Genomic DNA, 17363 nt, shown 5'->3' with positions numbered 1-17363 from the left:
CTCCTTGAAGTTACTCTGTTACATGCTTTACAATCCGATTGCTAATCCAGCCTTGTTTCTGATCTGGCGTTTCTACTTGATACCATGTTATCTTTCCTGTTTCTTGCTCATCCAATACGGTTAATGGCGTATTCGACTCAACTATAGTTAGGACAGAAGCTGATAAACTTGGGGCTGTACGGATGTTTGATTTAATGGCAATGGTGACTACCTGCGTCAACTCATTCTCCATTACCTCTACATCTGTATTTTCTGTACCCATTTCTTCTAGTGGTTCGGATTTACTATACAATGCTAGTTGGAGCTTTCCTCTTTCACTTGCGTTAATTACTTTCACCATATCTGGCTGTGTTAATTCCAATGTAACAGCTTGATATTGCTGTTCTGTACCGTCTTCCAGTTTTTCCACCATACGGCCACCGACTGCTAACACATGGACACGTTCCAATATGATTTCTGTGCCTACCGGTTCCACCGTACTTAGTACAATATCCACGTTATCCTCTGGCTGAATAAAATTGGAAATCCCTGTTACGTAATCAACCTGAATCGATACAGCTCGATGCCCCTCTCTAATTTTGCGTGAAATAACTTCTGCTTCCTCTTCTTTGTTTTGAATACGATGGGGTAAAATGATTTCCCCTTGTTTAATCATGGAAGTTGTATACTTTCCGACCACGTCATTCACGTCTGAAATCGCCTCAGGATGCGCCGATTCAACGGGTACTTCCTTTAATGTAACTTGTTCTGTTGTAACCTCTTGATCCATTTCGAGATCTTCTGCTGCAATCACAACTTGAACTAGTTCTACAATTGCTTCGGTCGTTACATCACTTGATTTTGTTTCATTCATTACGAAATACAATAGTAATGTTGTGATGATACCGGATAGCAATGCTAGCAATAAAATCTTCTTCGGTTTCATCTTCATCCCGCCTCTAATTAATTAATTTAATGGTATATGCGCCACGGTCGAGTGGTACATTTTCGCCAGTTGCACCAGCGCCTGCTCGCTTAATAAAAATTCCTTGAATGGAATCATCTGTTGAATTCATTGGTGTGGTTACATAGAAATAAGCAAAGCCGGTAATTTCTACACTATTTAGTTTGCTATTTTGTACGGCATGTGGTTTATAAACAATAACTAACATGATTCGCGAACAATCTCGGTGATGATACTCTCCACTTGGATACGGACAGTTATTAATCCGGTAGTTAATTCCGTCTCGAGTAGCACCAGCGATGTTACCTGTCTGTGTGTTTAATATGTCACCTACTTTTAGCTGTTCACCAAAGCCATGGGTTAAGCTTTCTTCATATAATTTCGCGCCAGGACCTTCCAATGCAAGGACACCAAAGTTTCCACTAACGGAGTCGCCGGCATCCACTTTTAATTGATAAGTCTTTCCATACTCTAGTGCAACGGAATCATTAATCCCCAGTGGCACAGCACCTTTTGCTGCACCTACCGGGAAAAGACCGGCAACAGCATCAACATGAATAGCGACGCTTTCCATTCCAAATAAAGTTGCAAAAAATAAATCGACGTCTTTTTGTAAGTCCACTTTTACTTCAAATCCGTTTTGAATAGCTACTTTCTCTAAGCTTTCTAATTCATCATGTGCTACTAAGATTTCGTCTACCACATCATGTACCGCTTGTTCGGAGGTTGGAATCTCTTGTGCTCCGGACAAGGCAGCGGCATTTGCTGTTTTCTGCAAGTAGCTTTTGGACTTAAATAAATTCCCACCATCTATAACTAACCCCGTCATGACAAGCATGCCACCTAAGGCTAAAGCAAGGAGAAGCGCTGCATTTCCCTTTTCACTTTTCATGAACTTCTTGATAAAGTTACCCACACTTCTCACCTCACTCTACTCGTATCGTTGAGGATGTCTCTACGGTATACGGGATAGCCAGTCCTCCTAAAACATTAAAAAATTCCTCTGGATACGCTAATTTTACGGTTACATATTTTCCAGAGGTTCGATTTGCTTCTGTAGGAGTAACCGTAATTTCTAGCTCTCCATTTTTGCTAGGCAGCTCATTCATTGTGTATGCAGTAACCGCCTCATCCCCATACCCCAATCCAGCCATACGAACCGCTTCTTGGGAAACAAACTCCAACTGTAAATGCGTATAAAAAATCCTGCCAAAGTCAAAAATACCGACAAGTAGTAGCAGGAAAATAGGAATAACGAGTGCAAACTCAACGAGAGACTGTCCATCTTGTTTCCGAATCATAGGACAACCCATCCTTGTGCAAGCACCATACTCACAACAGTACCTGCTGCAATGGCAACACCATAGGGATAGGTTGCTGTAAGGGAGCCTTTCGAGATACCGCCTTTTAATACAACACCGCTTTTTAAACTAGCAATGAAATAAAGCAATGATTTAAGCATGCCTCGGCGTATTAAGATAATAATAATCGCCATGATTGCACCAACGATTGCCGTGTACAAAAAGGATTGAAAAACAAATGCGCCACCTTTTAACGCGCCAATCAATCCCAATAATTTCACATCACCTGCACCCATGCCTCCCATAAAATAAGGGATAAGCAATAAGCCAAAGCCAATCAAAAAACCAATGAAAGAATGGCTAAGAGCGTCCCATCCGCCCGTAGCGAAATGGAAGATGAATGTCATGAGTAAAGCAGGATATATCACGTTGTTATAAATCATGCGGCTTTTTAGATCGGTAGTAACACAGATTGCTAATATGATGAAGAGAAAAATATCAATCATCTTGTCCATCCTTTCATTCATGGTTTGATTTTCTTTGGAAAAGGATCCTACGAAAACATAGGATCCTCATGCATTTTTAAACTAATTCTATTATGGCGTAGTTGTATCTGTTCCTGAGCTTTGTAATTTACCTACTAGGTCTTGGAAAACTGTTTTAATTTCTCCACCTAATGTTACAAGTACGGCGATTACTCCGACTGCAATTAGACCTAAGATTAGACCGTATTCTGTCATTCCTTGTCCTTTTTCTTCAACAAATAAGCCTTTGATTTTGTTTAACATATTTGGTTTCTCCTTTTTAGATATAAATTTTTTTGGATGTCGCATGAGGAAATACACAACGTTTTCCGTGGCTCGCGATTAAGCATTGTTTAATGGAATTGTTTCTTATTCAGCTGGAGTGAATTTACCTGTAATTCCTTCGAATACTGCTTTAATTTCTCCACCTAATGTTACAAGTACGGCGATTACTCCTACTGCAATTAGACCTAAGATTAGACCGTATTCTGTCATTCCTTGTCCTTTTTCTTCTACGAATAAGCCTTTGATTTTGTTTAACATATTTGTTTCTCCTTTTTAGATATAAATTTTTTTGGATGTCGCATGAGGAAATACACAACGTTTTCCGTGGCTCGCGATTAAGCATTGTTTAATGGAATTGTTTCTTATTCAGCTGGAGTGAATTTACCTGTAATTCCTTCGAATACTGCTTTAATTTCTCCACCTAATGTTACAAGTACGGCAATTACTCCGACTGCAATTAGACCTAAGATTAGTCCGTATTCTGTCATTCCTTGTCCTTTTTCTTCAACAAATAAGCCTTTGATTTTGTTTAACATATTTGGTTTCTCCTTTTTAGATGAATATCGTTTTATTTTTTTAATGCTACTGCCTGTCCAATACTTAGTGAAGTACGATTAATCGTGCCAGCCGGAAGTTCAATAACTGATTTTACATTGGCAAATCGTTTGCCGATTTTTCCAGGTTCCAAGCTTTCTTCGATTCCGACGATCTCACTATTGGTATTCAGGTATAAAATATCAATGCTATATTTCATAAAGAACGTATGGATCGATGGGCAAGGTTTTAGATGAAGACCTGTACTTTCAGGTAAACGTTTGGTTCCCATTAATCCTTTCAATCTTTTCCAAAAGGAATAAGCAGGTTTTACATCCTCAGCAATCACTTGATCCGTGTTGACGTTGATTAACTTAATCTTCAGCACCTCCTGTTAGTTTGGGTTGGCGTAGCATTTGCTGACCAACTTATGTCCTTATTATGCATTGTTTTAGGGTTTGAAAATATCCCCCACCATTCCTGTTCTTTGCAGGCTTACGACATAGGACACCGTTCCTATACCCGGCACAATGGGATTTATTCCTATAGGACTGATGGCTAGAGAGGCTGGGAGGGAGAGGGAAAAGCCTTTAGGAGATTGGTTTTTGTGGTTGGATGGTGGGAAACAAAATGGGATGGTCGCACTCCGAGATGGGTCGTTTATATTGGATTTGGGGTGGTCACACTTGGGATGGGGCGATCATTACAATTATGAAGCTTTCCTACCAACCATGTTAAAAAAACCCGAACGAAACGACGTGCGGGTTTTACATGTGATTATTCTCTTCACGTTAGCCAGAACTATGTTTTAGTCGATAAACTTTAGAAATTGCATGGGCTCGATCAGGGACTTCAAGCTTTTGAAAGATTTTTGTAACGTGATTCTTTACGGTATGTCCACTAATATAAAGCTGTTCCGCTATTTCTTTGTTATTTAGACCTTGAATAACTAAATCAAGCACCTCCTGCTCTCTTGGTGATAACTTCAATTCTTTAATCGTACTCGTAATCGAATCTATTTTATCAACTGGATCGACCGGGGCTGAAATTGTAATTTCTTCTTCAAGGACTTGTGTTTCTTGAAGATATTGATAAAACTCCTCAATGATACCGACTTTTTGATCCATTTCATTTACAAACGCATCTAACTCTCCCTTTAGATAAACCTGTACCAAAGCAAAAATTTGGGCACTTGAATTTGCTTCTGTCCATTCCGCTTGACGATGAATAAGCTTCTTCCCTTCCTCAATTACCTCAGCAATGTTCGTATCTAAAAATACCTCTCTTAGGAAATTAGGCGAATAAACTGCTAAACGACAAGCATTTGTAATGTCTTGAACCAGAGTAAGTGGAAGTCCTTGTCTTAATGAAAATTCTTTTGCTATCTTTGCAGCGTCTTCTATCTTCTTATAAGCATCTTTTTCAAACTGTTCAATAGCACGAGAGAGAAAATCGACTTCTTTATCCATCCTACTTCCTTCTCCTTGTTCCACAAGCTGTAGGGAAATCCCACCAATAATTGCTAAAGTTTGCAAAAAGCTCATATGCTCCTCCACTTGATGTTTCTCTTCTGCATTTGTTCCAACACATAATACTCCTAAAATATTATCGCGATAACAAAGCGGACATTCAATAAGCAGCTTTCCATTCGATATTTCAATACTCGGAGTAGAAATTTCGATGTGGTCAGTCGATACGGAACGACTCCTATAACGGTCTAAAACTTCTTTAGCATATTCCCCAAGGTCACGTTCGGGACTTCCACGAGAAACAATTTTTACCTGTTCGCTTTTTGGATCTTTTAGAACAACTGCTGAAAAGACCCCTTCTATCAAGTTCAAGCTAATATCCACCAATATGTATATGATTCGCTTGTAATCTGGAGTAGCTGCCATCAGCTTACTTATTTCGATTAATGAAGTAAGGCGATTCTTTTGGATGATATTTTCTTGGGATAATTCTTGAAATAAAAACCCTGTTTGCACAATCGTTGCTAATGTCTTTGCCAACTCCATGCTTTTCTTTGAAAAGTTGACACGGGAATAACTTCCCCCAAAAAGTAAGGCGATTATTCCTTGATCATTCTTTAATGGGATACAAAAAAACGACTTCGGATAAACATGATGTCGTTTAAATAAAATGGAACGAGGATCCTTGTCTACATTTTCCCAGAATTCATGCTTATCGGTTATTAAAATACGTCCTAAAAATCCCTCCCCAGGAGAAAACGTTAATCCTTGAAGAGGTTGAATCTTTTCACCATACACGTGTTTTATTTTATACATATCTTCAGTGGAAGGACTGGCTATTCCAAGAAATTCAAAATCAGGGTGTGTAGAAATAAAGCGTTCAAAAAATAATTCGATGGAATTCCCAGCCTGGGTTGCATGTTGAAATAACTTATTTTGTTTGTTGTAAAAGGACGCTTCATCTAAATCTTTATAGCATAGTGATAATAGATTAGCTAGCTTTTTCATTCCATCGAGCCATCTTTGTTTTCGCTTTGGCGTTAGGATAGGGGTTTCGTCCAAAACTTTATTCCACTCTATATCGGAATGTAATTGAGCTTTTACCAAATTCTCTGTGTTCTCTTCAATCATTAATCCAGCCCAAAGATAAAAATTTTCTCCATGCTCCCATTCAATAGGTGCGACAATGGTGTAAATACCTGGCCACAGATCATATATATAGGGAGTAGAATGTGACCACGAATAGGCTTCGGCTTGTTTGATTTTATCTAATAGATTCTCTTCCAAATGTTCATATAGTGTATTAAATAAAGGGTTATTCCCTTCTTTACCTGATAAGACTTCTCCATTTTTATCTGTAATAATCGTTGAAAGTTCATATTTTTCCGCATATACCGATTGTAATTCTTTTACTAAATTTTCATTATGACTCATGCTTTTTTCACAGTTCCTGTTAAATCAATCTCCGTAGTAATTGCCGGTTCATTGTATCGGTATCGCGGATTTTCGTTATCCCCAAGGTTTTGAATGATTCCTTGTTTGACGAGAAGATTTAAAATAGGTACTAACTCATCATAACTTCGGTTTAGAAGCTTTCCGATTCCTTCAACCGTTTCAACCATGAATGGATTGGTTTGAAAAAGCATGGTGCATTCTAACTGAATTGGTAATAGGTCTTTATTTTCCATCACGATCGCCTCCTTCTCAATAGATTTGTTACGAACTGGTAGCACTTTGTTTAATATTGTCCCGACAGTTAAAATTCATTCCACTAAACTGAGAGAACATGCTTTTATTTTAGTTCAGACTAGAAAGATAATATATCCCCCACTATTCCCATTTCAGAATAAAATCAAACAAATAAGAAAAAGGTCTTCAAGAAGTAAGAAACCTCTTAAAGCCCTTTTTAATGCATCTTCGTATATATAGATTGAACTATCGGTTCGCTTGCAAATTCCACCACTGGAATCGTAAAGAAAAACGTCGCTCCTTCTCCCGCTTTACTTTCAACCCAAATCTTGCCATTGTGTAGTTGGATAATCTCTTTCGTTATTGCAAGTCCTAGTCCATTTCCCTTTTCTTTCGTTAATCTTCTATTCGTATAGGAACGATCAAATATTAGCGATTGCTCCGATTCCGGGATTCCTACTCCCTCATCCTTAATGGCAATTGTTACTTCCTGTTTATCTTTCCGATCAAGTATCATGTATATTTTCCCATGTTCCATATGTTGAATTGCGTTCGATACAAGATTCGTCATCACCTGTTCGAGGCGCGTAACATCTACTTCTACCAAAGGGGAATCTTTATTATCACATTTAATTTCCCTTACAGCGTCTAATCCAGCTTTTTGAATTTCCCATTCCACATGTGAGCATAGATGGTGAAATAGTTTATCTATGGACAGCACTTCCAACCCAAGGGAAATGTCACCTGATTCGAGCTTAGCCAGGTCAAATAAATCCTGTACCAAACCATCTAAAGATATTAGACGTGATTTTGCTGCTCGAAGATATTGTTGTTGTTGCTCTGGACGATCAATGAATCCGTCTAACAGGATATCCATATATCCCTTTACAGTTGCTAAAGGAGATCTTAGGTCATGTGTGATGTTGGAAACCAGCCGCCGTCTATTTTCTTCTGACGTTGCAAGGGATTCGTTAGCTTGCTGTAAATTTATGTTGGCTTCATAAAGGAGTTCGGTCCGCTTCGCTACTTTTTCCTCTAAGTTAGCATACAAATTTGCATTTTCAATCGCAATGGCTGCTTGTGAAGCAATCACAGTTAGAAATTCCATTCGATCATGCGTAAACACATGGGTGGACTGATTATTTTCTAAATAAAGAATCCCAGTTAGTTGATTTTGGTATAAAATCGGCATACATAGGACCGATTTTGCTCTCTTCCGCTTAATATATTGGTCATGTGCAAAATCTCCTTGATGGATCACGTCATCTAATACAACGGCTTTTTGGCGTTGATCTACATACGTTACAATCGATAGCGGAAGTGCAACATGCTCGATTTGTTTCAGCTTTTCAAAAACCTGTACCCCATTGGTAGTGTCATTAGATGCTGCTACTTGAAGTCGTTGATCTCGTTTAAGGACGAGACATCCGTACTCTGCTCCAGCATTTTGCAGGACAATATCCATTAATTTTGCTAAGACTTGATCCAATTTAATTTCATCTGAGATTGCTGCAGCTGCCCTAAGTGCTGCTTGCGTATCGATCAATCCTTCACCATTACCTTCTGCCGATTTTTTTCGACGATCAATAAATTCCTTATTGTCCTGATGCAGTAAAAAGGCTTTTCGTTCTGCACCCCAGTTACGATATGCAGCATATGCTTCCGTTAAATAAGTAGTGGCAACTGTTTTTATATTTTTCCTTTGAAAGTAATTACCGGCACATTCATTGGCAATCGCGATATCCTGTAGGAATCCATTTTCAATTGCAGCTTCTACCGATTTATTATAGTCTGCAATAGGATCCTTCTTAGCAAGCCTGTCCCACTCTGCTTTCACCAACAAATATTTGTGATTATAGTTTGACGGGGATTGTCTTGCCCATTTTCTTAGCTTGGCTAAATCTCTTTTTATTAATTTCCTTCCGACAGAACGCTTGATTAGCTGATTTTGAAGTAGCTTTGTTACCCACAGCCCATGATAATAATAGTAATCTGGTGTAATTAAAAGTACATGGGTTTGATGTACAAGATGATCTACTTTCTGCATAATTTTTTTAGCTTCTTGTTCTGCACCAAATAAATACGTCATCTGCAAGCGAATCGTGTAATGCATAATGGTTGCTGGGATGTCTTCCTCAAAGTCTGGATAATCCCAAATGATTGGCGAGTCTTTCTTGGAAAGTATTTCAATCCAACTCGTAATCTCAGACAAAAAATTATCCGTTAGTACATACTCGTTTTGTTTTGCAAAAGCTAATTGCCTGTCGATTCCTTTTTTGACATCACCTAACTTATCCCCTTTCATATAATGAAGCAAGCCAATAAACGCCCCAGCTGCTCCGGCTAAGTGAAGGTTTCCAGATTCCACACACATTTGCTGGGACCGTTCCAAATAGTCAACATTATATTTCACGTGTTGTTTCCAATGGCTGACAAAACTACCATAGACAAAGTTCACGCGAGCCTTCAAGCTTGTATCCTGGTATTTTTCTGTATGTTGAATCGCTAGTTTTCCAAATCGACTACTCCCCTCGTAATCATGAAAACCAGCACTTAACGTTAACGCATAATTGTTATACACAAGTGCGGAAACGTCCATATCACCATATTTCAGCATAAAACGAATCGCTCGAAGCATGAATACCGTTGCTAAATTTTGATTGACATGATACGCAGGGCCATTGCTATTTATTAATGTACGCATCGCTTGACGATGATCCTTTTCTTGTACAGGTGGCAGAGCTAATAAATCATCCGTACTTTTCTTTCCTAAAGCCAGTTTTGTTCGCAACAATTCCATTCCAACTGCTAATTTACTTGGATTTTTGCGAATTTTCCAGCCAAATAATTTCATACCTTCTAAACCGGTATCTACGGCCTTCTCTACTTCGTGAATATGTGTATATAAGTTTATCTTCAAGTTGTAAACGGTTAGTTGATCGTATCGGGAATTGGCTTGGTCCAATAGCTCATCGAATATTTTTTCAGCATCCTCAAACAGATGATTTAAGTAGAGTGTCTCCCCTAGACCTAATAACACGTTAAACGTCGTTTCATAATGTCTTTTCCAAGAATCATCTGGAAGGAGCTCATGTCCAATTCTAAAAAACTCTAATGCTGCTTTAAAAGCTGCACTCTTTTTCGCACGCTCTCCTGCGGCATAATTCCAATCAATTAAGTCAAATCTATCTTGGTCACTTAATTGATCCCTGCTTATGTTTAAATGATTCACGATCTCAAAAATATGATCCTCTATTTTTTCATTTGAATAGCGTTGGACTAATTCCTTTCCAATGTTTAAATGCGTCTCCAATCGTTTTTGTTCAGACAATGTCATATAAAACGCTTGCTGTACCTTATCATGGAGAAACATATAGGTTGGAGGATTCGAATCAATGAAAGACATCCCTTCGTCAGGATATACCCATTTATAGCTAGGATCAATCGGTATGATCAAGCCTTCATTCAAGCCTTCCCAAAGCATGCGAGCCGTTTCCACATAATTATTTCCCGTTAGAAGCGCTAGAGATTTTAAGTCAAATTGATTCCCAAAGCAAGCTGCATATTGAAGAATAGACTTTGTATCATTCTCTAGTTTTTCCATACGTTTTATCATGAAAGCGACAATACTATCGTTAATCGAAAGCTGTTTCAGCCTCGTTAGATCCGCCTTCCAGTTCGCTGTACTTGATTCAAAAAATAGAATCGATTCATCGTGGAGTGCTTGGAACAGTTGCACCATATATAGAGGATTTCCTTTGGTAACACGAGTCATAAATGCCACGATAAAATCTTCATCTTCTTCATTCGCGGAAAGCGATTCGTTCACCCATTGTCTAATATCCTCTGACTGTAACGGGGTGACAGGTATTTCGACAGCATGTATCGTTTTTTCCGCTAGCTTTGCTCGCATTGCTTCAAACGGATGTCCGAATTCTATTTCATCCTGCCTATACGCACCGATCACGAGTACATGTTGAATATCAGAATTGCTTAATAAATAGTCTAGTAGTTCTAATGTTGCTGCATCCGCCCACTGTAAATCATCGATAAACAAAACGAGTGGATGTTCTTTTTGAGCAAAAACACTGACAAACTTTTTTATTGCCTGCCGAAACCGATTATGGACACCTTGTGGAGGTAAATCAGGGAGGCTAGGTTGAGAGCCAATGATCCACTTAATTTCTGGAACAAAGCTTGCTATCACCCTTGCATAAGCTCCTAGCTCACTCTCTACTAACCTCTTCCATTTCTCGATTCGGTCTGCCCCTTCGGTTAATACCTGATTAATTAAGCCTTGAAATGCTTCAATTAAAGGGGAATAGGGAACTTGATTCTTGAGCTTTACAAACTTTCCAGAAATAAAATATCCACTGTTTCGTACTAAGGGTTTGTGTATTTCATGTACTAAAGCAGTTTTCCCCATCCCAGAAGGTCCGGGAACAAGAATGAACTCCTTCGATCCACGTTGCACATCATCAAATTTTTGTATCACTTTTCTTATTGCTTCGTTTCGCCCATATAATTTACTTGGCTTATCCAGCATCCGCTTTTGACTGTGTGTATCCAGCTCAAAAGATTCTATCACTCCTCGTTGATGGAGTTCTTTAAAGCATTTTTGTAAATCCAATCGTAAGCTAGATACACTTTGATACCGTTCATCGGGATTTTTCGCCATCAACTTTAAAATGATGTCTGAAATAATCTTTGGTATGTTCACATGAATCTCGTTTGGTGGCTTCGGCTTTTTCGCTATATGTGCATGAATCATTTCCGATGGATTGGATAGATCAAATGGTAACTTACCAGTTATCATCTCATAATAAATAACGCCCAGAGCATATAGATCCGTTCGATAATCCATATTCCGATTCATGCGCCCTGTTTGCTCTGGTGACATATAAGCAACTTTCCCTTTTAGCTGGTAAGGGCTGATATGAGGAAATGGTCTTTCGTTCGTTAAGGTTGTTGATTGGTAGAAAGCAGTTAATATAATCTGATTTGTTTTTGATTCCAGTAGGATATTCTTGGGATGTAGGGATTTATGGATGATATGTTTCTGATGTACTTTTTCTACATTTGTAGCAAGCTGAATTGCCATTCGAAGAAACGTAGGAATATCCATTGCACCGTTTTTACTAAGGCAGTCCATTAGCGTATTTCCATCCACATAATCCGTAATAATAAAGGCCTTGTCCCCCACTCTTTCCAACCTTTCTGGATGAAGGATAGCAATATCACATAATCCCTTCGTTAAGTGATACTCGTGAATCGTTTCCGCAACAGCATATTCAGTCGAGAAGCTATTGATGATCTCTTTTACACCTACAACACGTTGATCGTCCTTGGAAAACGCTCTATATAGACGCCAATTTTCGCCTTCTATTTTTTGGTTCATCAATTGATAACCTGGTATTTTTTCCATTTCAACCATCCTATTAAGCAAGTTTTAAGTAAATTTTAAATTATTTTAAACAGAACTTTAATTCAAACAATTATGCTTAATCTAGTGAGGAAAAGGGGGAATTTTCATGTTGCGAGAACAAAATGTTGAAGCGATAGAAAAGATTATGGAATGGGAGAAAATCGATGAGGAATGGGTGGCGTTAATCATCGAAGCAAAGAATAGCGGGCTAAGTATAAATGACGTTAGGGAATTTTTAACCGATCCAAATACTATTCTTTCGATTTATCGATGAACTTATAACCAATTCCTCGAATGGTTTGTATATACATAGGTTCGTCGGGGTTGGCTTCGATTTTTTTTCGTAAATTACTAATGTGTACCATTACGGTTCGATAATCTCCTAAACTATCTTCACCCCAGATTAACTCGAATAATTTTTCGACACTATACACACGTTCCGGATTTTGTGCTAGTAGACTTAAAATTTGAAACTCCTTTGCTGCTAGCTTAACAATGGTTCCGTTTAATTTAACTGTCGTACTATCTAAATTTATTTCTAAGCCTGGATACACCAATACAGATGGCTTCTTTACTGGTTTATGGTCTCTATTTTGGGTAGTTGGAAAGATTCGGTTCCGACGTAAATGTGCTTTTATTTTTGCGACAATTACAGCGGGACTTGTTGTTTTTGAGATAAAGTCATCCCCACCAACTCCCAAGCCTAGTATTTTGTCCATGTCTTCTTCTTTCGAGCTAAGGAACAAAATCGGGACTTCTGATTTCTTTCGAATATGCTGACATACTTCAAAACCATCTAGCTTAGGCATAACAACATCTAGGATGATTAGGTCGGGATGATGTAGTTCTAATACTTCAATAGCTTCTATCCCATCTTTGGCGAGGATCACTTTATATCCATTCTTTTGTAGGTAGACACGAAGAATTTCTCTCATGTCTGGGTCGTCATCAACCAATAGTATGACTTCACTTGCCATATGTACCGCACTCCTAAATATCAAAAATTACCAATTTACTAAATCTATTATACTATTAAGTGATCGAAGTTACGAATTTAAACCATGCGGAGAATTTTCTCTTAAGAAAAGGGAATCCTCACACACTGGAGAATTCCCTTAAGGTAATTTATTGTTCCTTATTCTTTTGGTGCATCTTTTACTTCTTCCCCATTCTTTCCTTCATAGCGTAATCCCCAGCTTGTTAAGGCTGCTACAAGCATGACAATTACTAAGAACCAGCCTTGGAAAACAAACGGGAATACTTCTGTTGGTTGTACAACCGGTAACCAAGCATACTCATCGCGCATCATGTTAATTGTAGACCAACCTAATAACACTGGTGCACCCCATGGGAAAATATACCCCAATGCTGATGTTACGGCATCTAGCATATTCGCTCGACGGTAGCGATGAATTTTATACTTTTCTCCCAACTCTTTTACAAATGGGGCTGCCGCAATTTCTGCAGCGGTATTGATGGTGATCGCACTATTCAATAAGGCGACAATTCCCCAAATGGCAAGCTCGGCACGTCGAATAGAGTTCTTAATCCATTTGACAAGACCATTCGTTATAGCTGCCATTGTTCCACCCAAGCGAAGTAAATGTGCAGCAGCTACGATAAGTAAAATTAAAATTGCCATATTCACGTAACCGGTAATCCCATCAACCAACGCACCTTCAACAATGGCATCAGAATCTGGGTTAAAGCTAATGATTTCCGTAAATTCTCCAAGATTTAAGAAAACAATCGTCGGAATAGCTGTAATAATTCCCCAAGTTAAGGAAGTGATTAAATGTTGACCAGATAAAGCAAGTATAAGTACAACGGCAAAAGGAATCAACATCACAAGACCACCAGGACTGGTTGATTCAATCATTGCATCTAATGCGGCTTGTTCGGTTTGTAACGCTTCACTTGCACCACCGAAAATCGCAAATAGAATCATAGCTGGCACAGCAGCAACTATCGAATATTTAAAACGAGACCGGACAACTCCCGGCACATCCGCATCCTGTGTCGTAGCTGAAACAATTGTCGTATCAGATACAGGTGCTAGATTATCCCCAAATACGGCCCCAGCTAAAATCGCCGCAAATAACATAATTGGATCCGCACCAACGGCAACCCCTGCTGGGAACATTAACGTACAAAAAGCTACGGTCGTACCATAACCAGTACCAACAGCCGTTGAAAACACAGCAGCTAATAAAAAGGTAAGGGCTACAAATAATCCCCCTTCTACACCTGTTACCGATCCAACCCATACAAGCCCCTCAACAAGTCCACCAACCTGAAGAACTTGTGCAAACATTCCTGCATAAAACCACGCAACCATGGCGATCACACCAACTGGTTGGGCTAGTCCATCAAACAAACCTTGCGCATAATCGGCCCATTTGCTCTTACAAAAAAATAACCCCAATGTTAATCCAATTACAGCCCCTAAGACAAGGCCAATTTCAGATGATAGTTTTAGTACACTAATGGATATCGCCCATACGACGAAAAATACCAATGGTACAGCTGCTCCAAATGCACCAAGTCGGAAATCGAGCTTATGGACCTCTTTTTCCCCTGTTGCTCGTTGCAATTCTTCATTACTTGACATGTGTTTTCTCCTCCTAAACAAGAACACCAAAAGATATACAGCTTCTGCATCTCTTTTGGTGTGTGAATAAAATGTTAAAATATTTAGTAAAACAAGTTTACCATATTTATCGAACGATTTTAATCATGATTTTGAAATTTATCTTGCATGTAACAGGCAGTAATTCCCCCCCACTTCAATTCTCTGAGGCAAAGAGGGGAAGTGGGGAATATAGCCCCACTGAATGCCGTTTCACTTTATTTCTTCAATTTAGCCAACGCATCTGCTAATGCATTATTGGTAAATTCGTCATCTTGCTTTTTCAAGTATTTATTCACGTCTTTTCTAGAGACTTTCTGCTTCTTCTCTCGTTGCTTCCTTTCATTGAACGTCGAAAGCTTTTCACGATGTCCACATGTACAGGTGAACATTTGACCTTCTCCTTCACCTCGGAGTTCTAATCGTTTATGGCAATTCGGACAACGAGCATTCGTTTTTTTGGCAATGTTTTTCTTATGGCCACAAGATCGGTCTTGACAAACAAGCCTTCGTCCATGCTTATTGTTTACTTCAAGCATTAATTTTCCACATTCCGGGCATTTCGTTCCGGTCATGTTATCATGCTTGAATTTAGTATCACTTGCCTTAATCTCTTGCACCACTTCTTTTGTATAATCTTTTATCTCAGCAATAAATTTATTTTTGTTTAATTTACCTTCAGCAATTTGCGTTAGCTTTTTCTCCCACTCTGCCGTTAGGGCTGGCGAGCGTAGGTCTTCTGGAACTAATTCAAGAAGCTGTTTTCCTTTAGAGGTAATAAAAATGTGCTTCCCTTTCATTTCCATGTAGTTTGTATTAAATAGCTTTTCTATTATATCTGCACGCGTTGCAACAGTACCGATACCACCAGTTTTGTTTAATGTTCCAACAAGATGTTTTTCATCAGGATTCATAAAGCGAGCTGGGTTTTCCATCGCTTGTAATAAAGCTCCCTCTGTGAATCGTTCAGGCGGCTTGGTCTCACCAGATGTAAGTCCTACCTTAACGGGCGAAAATGTATCCCCTTGTTTCACTACAGGAAGGCGCTGGTCGTCGACTGCATCCTCATCGTTCATACGATTATCATATACTTCCTTCCAGCCCTGTTTCTTGACTACCTTCCCTTTCGCTGTAAATGTTTCCGAACCAATCTCCACATGAATGACCATTTGCTCGTATTCATATGGCTCTGACAGTACTGCTAAGAAACGTTTAACAACCAAGTCATAAATTTTCCGTTCTTTGTCATTCAAGTCTTGTAATACAACGGACTGTTCAGTTGGAATAATTGCATGGTGATCACTTACTTTTGCATTATCTACTACAGACTTAGGAAGCTTGATTTCGCGACGCATTACTTTTCTAGCAACATTTGCATACTGATCGACTCCACAAGCTTTTACCCGATCCTTTAGTGTCGGAACAATATCCGTTGAGATGTACCGTGAATCCGTTCGTGGATAAGTCAACACTTTATGCTGCTCATATAGCTTTTGCATAATCGATAATGTTTGTTTTCCTGAAAAACCAAAGATACGGTTCGCATCCCGTTGTAATTCGGTTAAATCGTATAACTGTGGTGCATGTTTTTTCTTAAAGTTCTTATCTACTTTTACAACGTTAGCCGGCTTTCCGTTTACTTTTTCTAGAAGCCCATCTGCTTTATCTTTGGAAAAAATTCGCTGATTATTTTTTGCATCCTGCCATGTAAATTTAATGCCTTGATTTGTTTTGGCTTCAATTCCGTAAAATTTCTTCGGCTTAAATTCTTGGATTTCTTTTTCTCTTGCCGCAATCATACCAAGTGTTGGGGTTTGCACTCGTCCACTCGATAACTGAGCATTAAATTTCGTTGTTAATGCTCGGGTTGCATTTAAGCCCACATACCAGTCCGCTTCCGATCTAGCTACTGCAGAAGCATATAGGTTTTCATACTTATTTCCAGGCTTCAATTGATTAAATCCATCACGAATCGCTTTATCCGTAACAGATGAAATCCATAATCGCTTCACTGGCTTTTTCACTCGAGCTTTTTCGATAATCCAACGAGCTACTAACTCCCCTTCACGTCCAGCATCCGTTGCGATCACAATCTCCTTCACATCTTGACGATTTAGCTGTTGCTTAACAGTACTAAACTGCTTTCCAGTCTTTTTCATAACGACTAACTTCAAATTAGACGGTAGCATCGGTAAATCGTCTAGACGCCAAGTTTTGTATTTATCATCATACACTTCTGGGTCAGCTAGTGTCACCAGATGACCTAACGCCCATGTAACAATATATTTAGAACCTTCCATGAAGCCATTGCCCTTTTTCGTACAATGGAGAACACGGGCAATATCCCGACCAACAGAAGGCTTTTCTGCTAAAACTACGGTTTTACTCATTTTAAATATCCTCTCTTTAATAAAAGCATCTATTAATTACTGTACCATAGATGTGGTTTTTACGCAGTATGGATAATGGGGCGTGTTAGGTGGGAGTGGGGGAGGTTGATTCTTATGGGGGAAGCGTTGATTTTTCCGGTTGAACGTCGATTCTTACGGGCTGAGCTTTGATTT

Annotated in this window: 15 protein-coding genes; 1 reads left to right on the top strand and 14 read right to left on the bottom strand. The window is 39.0% G+C overall.

Annotation, left to right across the window (positions count from 1 at the left end):
- Nucleotides 1-10: 10 nt before the first annotated feature.
- The 11 genes from cpaB to BMX40_RS06860 all read right to left on the bottom strand — a co-directional run bounded on the left by cpaB (nt 11) and on the right by BMX40_RS06860 (nt 12170).
- On the bottom strand, nt 11-925 hold the full coding sequence (cpaB, locus tag BMX40_RS06915; protein WP_170840691.1) for a Flp pilus assembly protein CpaB: 915 nt from the start codon (nt 923-925) through the stop codon (nt 11-13).
- Nucleotides 926-938: 13 nt separating this feature from the next.
- The gene (locus tag BMX40_RS06910; protein WP_090868560.1) at nt 939-1835 is read right to left on the bottom strand and encodes a pilus assembly protein TadG-related protein; all 897 of its coding nucleotides are present in this window, start codon (nt 1833-1835) and stop codon (nt 939-941) included.
- A 34-nt stretch (nt 1836-1869) separates the two neighbouring features.
- The gene (locus BMX40_RS06905; RefSeq protein WP_090868214.1) at nt 1870-2244 is read right to left on the bottom strand and encodes a TadE/TadG family type IV pilus assembly protein; all 375 of its coding nucleotides are present in this window, start codon (nt 2242-2244) and stop codon (nt 1870-1872) included.
- The gene (locus tag BMX40_RS06900; RefSeq protein ID WP_090868212.1) at nt 2241-2750 is read right to left on the bottom strand and encodes an A24 family peptidase; all 510 of its coding nucleotides are present in this window, start codon (nt 2748-2750) and stop codon (nt 2241-2243) included. The genes BMX40_RS06905 and BMX40_RS06900 overlap by 4 nt, the downstream gene beginning before the upstream one ends.
- Nucleotides 2751-2840: 90 nt before the next feature.
- Nucleotides 2841-3032 (bottom strand): Flp family type IVb pilin, encoded by a 192-nt coding sequence (locus BMX40_RS06895; protein ID WP_090868210.1) that lies wholly within the window; start codon nt 3030-3032, stop codon nt 2841-2843.
- Nucleotides 3033-3137: 105 nt separating this feature from the next.
- Nucleotides 3138-3311: a Flp family type IVb pilin gene (locus BMX40_RS06890; protein WP_090868208.1), complete on the bottom strand. Its 174-nt coding sequence runs from the start codon at nt 3309-3311 to the stop codon at nt 3138-3140.
- A 104-nt stretch (nt 3312-3415) separates the two neighbouring features.
- The gene (locus BMX40_RS06885; protein ID WP_090868208.1) at nt 3416-3589 is read right to left on the bottom strand and encodes a Flp family type IVb pilin; all 174 of its coding nucleotides are present in this window, start codon (nt 3587-3589) and stop codon (nt 3416-3418) included.
- A gap of 32 nt (nt 3590-3621) precedes the next feature.
- The gene (locus BMX40_RS06880; protein ID WP_244513406.1) at nt 3622-3975 is read right to left on the bottom strand and encodes a DUF192 domain-containing protein; all 354 of its coding nucleotides are present in this window, start codon (nt 3973-3975) and stop codon (nt 3622-3624) included.
- A 403-nt stretch (nt 3976-4378) separates the two neighbouring features.
- Nucleotides 4379-6490, bottom strand: a complete 2112-nt coding sequence (locus BMX40_RS20640; protein ID WP_244513405.1) for a LuxR C-terminal-related transcriptional regulator — start codon at nt 6488-6490, stop codon at nt 4379-4381.
- Entirely contained in the window at nt 6487-6744 is a 258-nt protein-coding gene (locus BMX40_RS06865) for a hypothetical protein (protein WP_090868204.1), read from the bottom strand. The genes BMX40_RS20640 and BMX40_RS06865 overlap by 4 nt, the downstream gene beginning before the upstream one ends.
- A 218-nt stretch (nt 6745-6962) precedes the next feature.
- The gene (locus tag BMX40_RS06860) at nt 6963-12170 is read right to left on the bottom strand and encodes an ATP-binding sensor histidine kinase (RefSeq protein ID WP_170840690.1); all 5208 of its coding nucleotides are present in this window, start codon (nt 12168-12170) and stop codon (nt 6963-6965) included.
- Nucleotides 12171-12276: 106 nt separating this feature from the next.
- Between BMX40_RS06860 and BMX40_RS06855 the strand changes: the two genes are divergently transcribed.
- Complete coding sequence (locus BMX40_RS06855) at nt 12277-12444, top strand: anti-repressor SinI family protein (protein WP_090868200.1); 168 nt, start codon at nt 12277-12279, stop codon at nt 12442-12444.
- Here BMX40_RS06855 and BMX40_RS06850 read toward each other — a convergent pair.
- The 3 genes from BMX40_RS06850 to BMX40_RS06840 all read right to left on the bottom strand — a co-directional run bounded on the left by BMX40_RS06850 (nt 12422) and on the right by BMX40_RS06840 (nt 17189).
- A complete protein-coding gene (locus BMX40_RS06850) occupies nt 12422-13147 on the bottom strand; it encodes a response regulator transcription factor (RefSeq protein WP_090868198.1) in 726 nt (241 codons plus the stop codon). The two genes, BMX40_RS06855 and BMX40_RS06850, sit on opposite strands and share 23 nt — an antisense overlap.
- Before the next feature lie 158 nt (nt 13148-13305).
- A complete protein-coding gene (locus tag BMX40_RS06845) occupies nt 13306-14781 on the bottom strand; it encodes a Na+/H+ antiporter NhaC family protein (protein WP_090868196.1) in 1476 nt (491 codons plus the stop codon).
- A gap of 236 nt (nt 14782-15017) precedes the next feature.
- Nucleotides 15018-17189, bottom strand: a complete 2172-nt coding sequence (locus tag BMX40_RS06840) for a DNA topoisomerase III (protein WP_090868194.1) — start codon at nt 17187-17189, stop codon at nt 15018-15020.
- Between the last annotated feature and the right edge of the window lie 174 nt (nt 17190-17363).

Origin of the sequence: Oceanobacillus limi, from assembly GCF_900111445.1 — a bacterium.
In the GTDB taxonomy this organism is placed as follows: domain Bacteria; phylum Bacillota; class Bacilli; order Bacillales; family Amphibacillaceae; genus Ornithinibacillus; species Ornithinibacillus limi.
Note: the sequence above shows the minus strand (reverse complement) of the source record. Positions and strands in the feature narration are given on the sequence as shown.